4 protein-coding genes are annotated in these 3,726 nt (G+C 61.6%); all 4 read left to right on the top strand.

Annotated features, from left to right (window positions below):
• Window positions 1-276 precede the first annotated feature (276 nt).
• Window positions 277-1,623, top strand: a complete 1,347-nt coding sequence (locus ACLRGI_RS23280; protein ID WP_419203798.1) for a ParB/RepB/Spo0J family partition protein — start codon at window positions 277-279, stop codon at window positions 1,621-1,623.
• A gap of 275 nt (window positions 1,624-1,898) precedes the next feature.
• Window positions 1,899-2,252, top strand: a complete 354-nt coding sequence (locus ACLRGI_RS23275; RefSeq protein ID WP_419203797.1) for a hypothetical protein — start codon at window positions 1,899-1,901, stop codon at window positions 2,250-2,252.
• Between the two features lie 499 nt (window positions 2,253-2,751).
• On the top strand, window positions 2,752-3,018 hold the full coding sequence (locus ACLRGI_RS23270; protein WP_419203796.1) for a glutaredoxin family protein: 267 nt from the start codon (window positions 2,752-2,754) through the stop codon (window positions 3,016-3,018).
• A 5-nt stretch (window positions 3,019-3,023) separates the two neighbouring features.
• Window positions 3,024-3,726 (top strand): single-stranded DNA-binding protein (locus ACLRGI_RS23265; RefSeq protein WP_419203799.1); only part of this gene is annotated, 703 nt, incomplete at its 3' end.

The raw sequence follows: 3,726 nt of genomic DNA, 5'->3' as shown, positions 1-3,726 counted from the left end.
AACATCATTGAGATTCCTTCGGATTCTATGTGTCCGCTCCGCCCCGTCTAGCCCCTCCGCAGGCTCCGGGGCCTGCGGTGCAGGAATTTCCCTGCGGCGCTCCTGCGTCGCTTATTTCCTCCGGGAATTTCCCACACCTTGCCCAAGGGTAGACAGGCCTCCGTCGGCCACAGCTCCGCAAGCTTCGCCAGCAGCCAAAAAACAACGGGGAGGAAAGAAAGTAGCTGGCCGGGTCACACCGCTCCCTCACCAATCCTCTGCAAAGGACACAAAACCATGAACGCAACACCCACGCTCGAACTGCTTGACCCCACCACCCTGACCGTGGACACCAACGTCCGCAAGGAAGCCGGACTCACCAAGGAGTTCGTAGCCAGCATCAAAGAACACGGCGTGCTGGTGCCCGTCGTCGCCCACCGGACCGAGGACGGAACCGTGCACGTCCTGATGGGACAGCGCCGCACCCTTGGAGCCGTTGAGGCGGGAGCGGCAAGCATTCCTGTGCTCGTCGGTGCCAGCCCCGAGGAAGCGGAACGCCTCGCCACGCAGGTAGTGGAGAATGACCACCGCAGCGCACTCACCGACGGCGACCGCGCCGAAGCCTTCCACCAAATGGCACTGCTGGGCGTGAGCGCCAACGTCATCGCCCGGAAGATGGGAGCCAAGAAAGCGTTGGTGGAAACCGCGCTGAAGGTCAAAGCGAACGCCACCGCAGCCCAGGCACTGGACCAAGGCCTGACGCTGGAACAGTCTGCCGTGATCGAGGAATTCGCGGACGATGCCGAGGCAGTGGCCACGCTCGAACGCCTCGCCACCGAGAACCCCGGGAACTTTGCCCACCGGGCGCAGCGGCTCCGCGACGAACGCAAGAACAACGCCCTGCTGGCCGAAGCCTGCGCCGAGGCTGCCGCTAAAGGTCTGACCGTGCTGGAACAAGACCCCGGCTACTACGACTACAAGGGACTCGCCGCCCTGATCTCCGCACTGACCACACCCGAGGGCGAACGCCTCAGCGAGACGGATGCCGACGCGGTTTACATCGGCATCGGATACGGCGGGTTGGTGACACAGTTCGCCGTGGCTGACTGGAAGGCCCGTGGGCTGCGGAAGGACGGCAAAGCCCCGGCAGGAGGGATGACCGACGAGGAAAAGGCCGCACGCCGGGAGGTCATCGAAAACAACAAAGCCATGGACTCGGCCGAGGTGGTACGCAGGGAGTTCGTCAAAACCCTGCTGGCACGCAAGGCCCTGCCAAAGAACGCGCAGAAGTTCATCGCCCACACGATTGCCCATTCCAGCTACATCCTGACCAAGGCCTTGAACAAGACCGAGCTGACGGCGGAACTGCTGGGCATCGGCACCGGGTACGGCGAGTTCACGGCCTACGTGGACAAGCCCACCACCAAACCCGAAACGGTCACCCTCGCCATGATGATCACCGCGTACGAGGCGAACATTGATCGCACGAGCTGGCGGACTCGAGGAAGCGACAACCGCTACTACCTCACCCAGCTCACGGCATGGGGATACGAAGCCAGCGACGTCGAAAAGATCATCCTCACCGACCCCAAAACAGAAATCGAGGAAACCACGGAACGCGTGGACGAACCCGAAGCCGCCTAGACCCCTTGCCGGGCGGAACCCCCACCGCCCGGCAAGGCCCCCGGCCACTCACCACGGCAGGGCCGGGAACCTTCCAAACGTCGGGCGGTCCGCCGCCCACGGCGAACCACAGCAGCCAATCACCAGCGGCGGACCGCCGTTCAACGCCACCAGGCACACGGCAACCGAAAGCCGCGCCTCGCCGGCCACCTGGCTACTCGTATCGGGTCACCACAGAGAAGTCTGTCGGAGGCCACCGTTAGGCTCATCCCATGGCAGCGCAGACAGGAGTCGCTATGAATACGCAGACACCTCCAGGGGTCACTCTTGCCGAGATCTTCCCTGGTCTGTCCCCAATCCTTGACCAGGTGGTGATGGGTGCGTTGATCTTCGCGGCCGCCGCCACGATCTATCTGGGCATCGGGTGGATGATCGCGCACTCCAGAATGGAAGACCTCGATGACGACAACGACACCATGCCGTTCCACATCGGCTTCGTCACCGCCATCTCCCTGCCCCTGATCCTGCTGAACAACATGCGGAGCATTACCGGGCTGATCATCGGCGCAGCGATCGGAGCCGCCCTCGCCCTGGGCAGTTACCTTCTCTTGCGCCGCTACCGGGCAACACACCCGCGAACCACGCGCTGACGGGCAAGACTTCAGTCTTGTAGACTGAACCACAGATTTCCTTTTGCAGAGGGAAAAATTGAAGGGCCGGCACTCTAAGTGCCGGCCCTTCACCCTTTAACCCGACTAGCCGCCCAGCCAGCGCCACCTTGGAACAGTTAGCTACCAGAGCAGAACGACCGGCAACGTCTCCCATGGGCCAGGACACCCGCCGCCGACCGGCCACGCGCTGAGGAAAGTTTCTTTCAGCCGGGACGACACATGGGGGCCACGCGAAATCACCTGATGCAGGCATAAGAACCAGCCGCCCAGGGCAGCTGCTAAAGAAGCCGGGGGAGTCACGTCGGACTACTGCCCGCAACACCAAACCCGGCACCCGCAACGGGTACCAAAACAGGCACAGAGTACCCCTAGAATACGCGGCAAAACCCTTTTTATCCGAGTGGATAAACGCTAAAATAGTAGTAGCAAGCCAGACAGACGAACCCAACTAAAACTGATACGAAACCGAGGACTGAAAATGACTTCCTCAATCACCGATTACACGGTTTACACCAAGCCCGGTTGCCCGAACTGCGACCGCACCATGGAGTACTTCGACTCCAAAGGCATCACCTACACGCCCGTGGACATCACCGAAGTGCCGGCAGCGCTGGAGTACATCACCCAGGAGCTGGGCTACTCCCAGGCACCCGTCATCGTGAACAACTCCGATGACCAGGACCACTGGTCCGGCCTCCGCCGGGACAAGCTCGTCCAAGCAGCCATGAGCCACAAGGCAGCGTGAGCACCGTGACCACCCCGCACCCGGTGGACGGGTTCGAGATCAGCCCACGGGTCCCGTTGGAAGTGGACCTGTTCAGGGAAACCAACCCCAGCGGCAGGATCTACCCCGACGCAAAGGAAGAACCTTTCGCCGGCTACTACGGCATCCCCTCCACTGTCGAGGATGACCGCTACCTTGCCGCCATCAGTAGGGCGCCAATCGGGGCCGGCGGTCTCTGGGACGAACACACCGCAGACCAGCACCAGCCCAACGACCTCACCCACGACCAGCCGGGTGGGACTGAACCTCAGAACGAAACCAGCACGAACACCGAGAACACCAACAGCGCACGAGGAAAAGGAACCATCATGGTCGGCGAAACCACGATTACTGTCATTGGAAACCTGACATCAGACCCCGAGCTGCGTTTTACTCCGAGTGGTTCGGCGGTGGCGAATTTTACGATCGCTTCAACGCCCAGGACCTTCGATCGTCAGTCTAACGAGTGGAAGGATGGGGAGACACTTTTCCTCCGTGCCAGTGTGTGGCGTGAAGCGGCCGAGAACGTCGCCGAGTCCCTGACCAAGGGCATGCGCGTGATCGTTTCGGGCCGGTTGAAGTCCCGGTCTTACGAGACCAAAGAGGGCGAAAAGCGCACCGTGATTGAACTCGAGGTAGACGAGATCGGCCCGAGCTTGCGTTACGCAAGTGTTTCCCGTGGGTTCAGCA

This window comes from Paenarthrobacter sp. PPS72 (assembly GCF_048537125.1).
Taxonomy (GTDB): Bacteria; Actinomycetota; Actinomycetes; order Actinomycetales; family Micrococcaceae; genus Arthrobacter; species Arthrobacter nitroguajacolicus_E.
The sequence above is the reverse complement of the archived record's forward strand: the minus strand, read 5'-3'. Positions and strand labels throughout refer to the sequence as shown.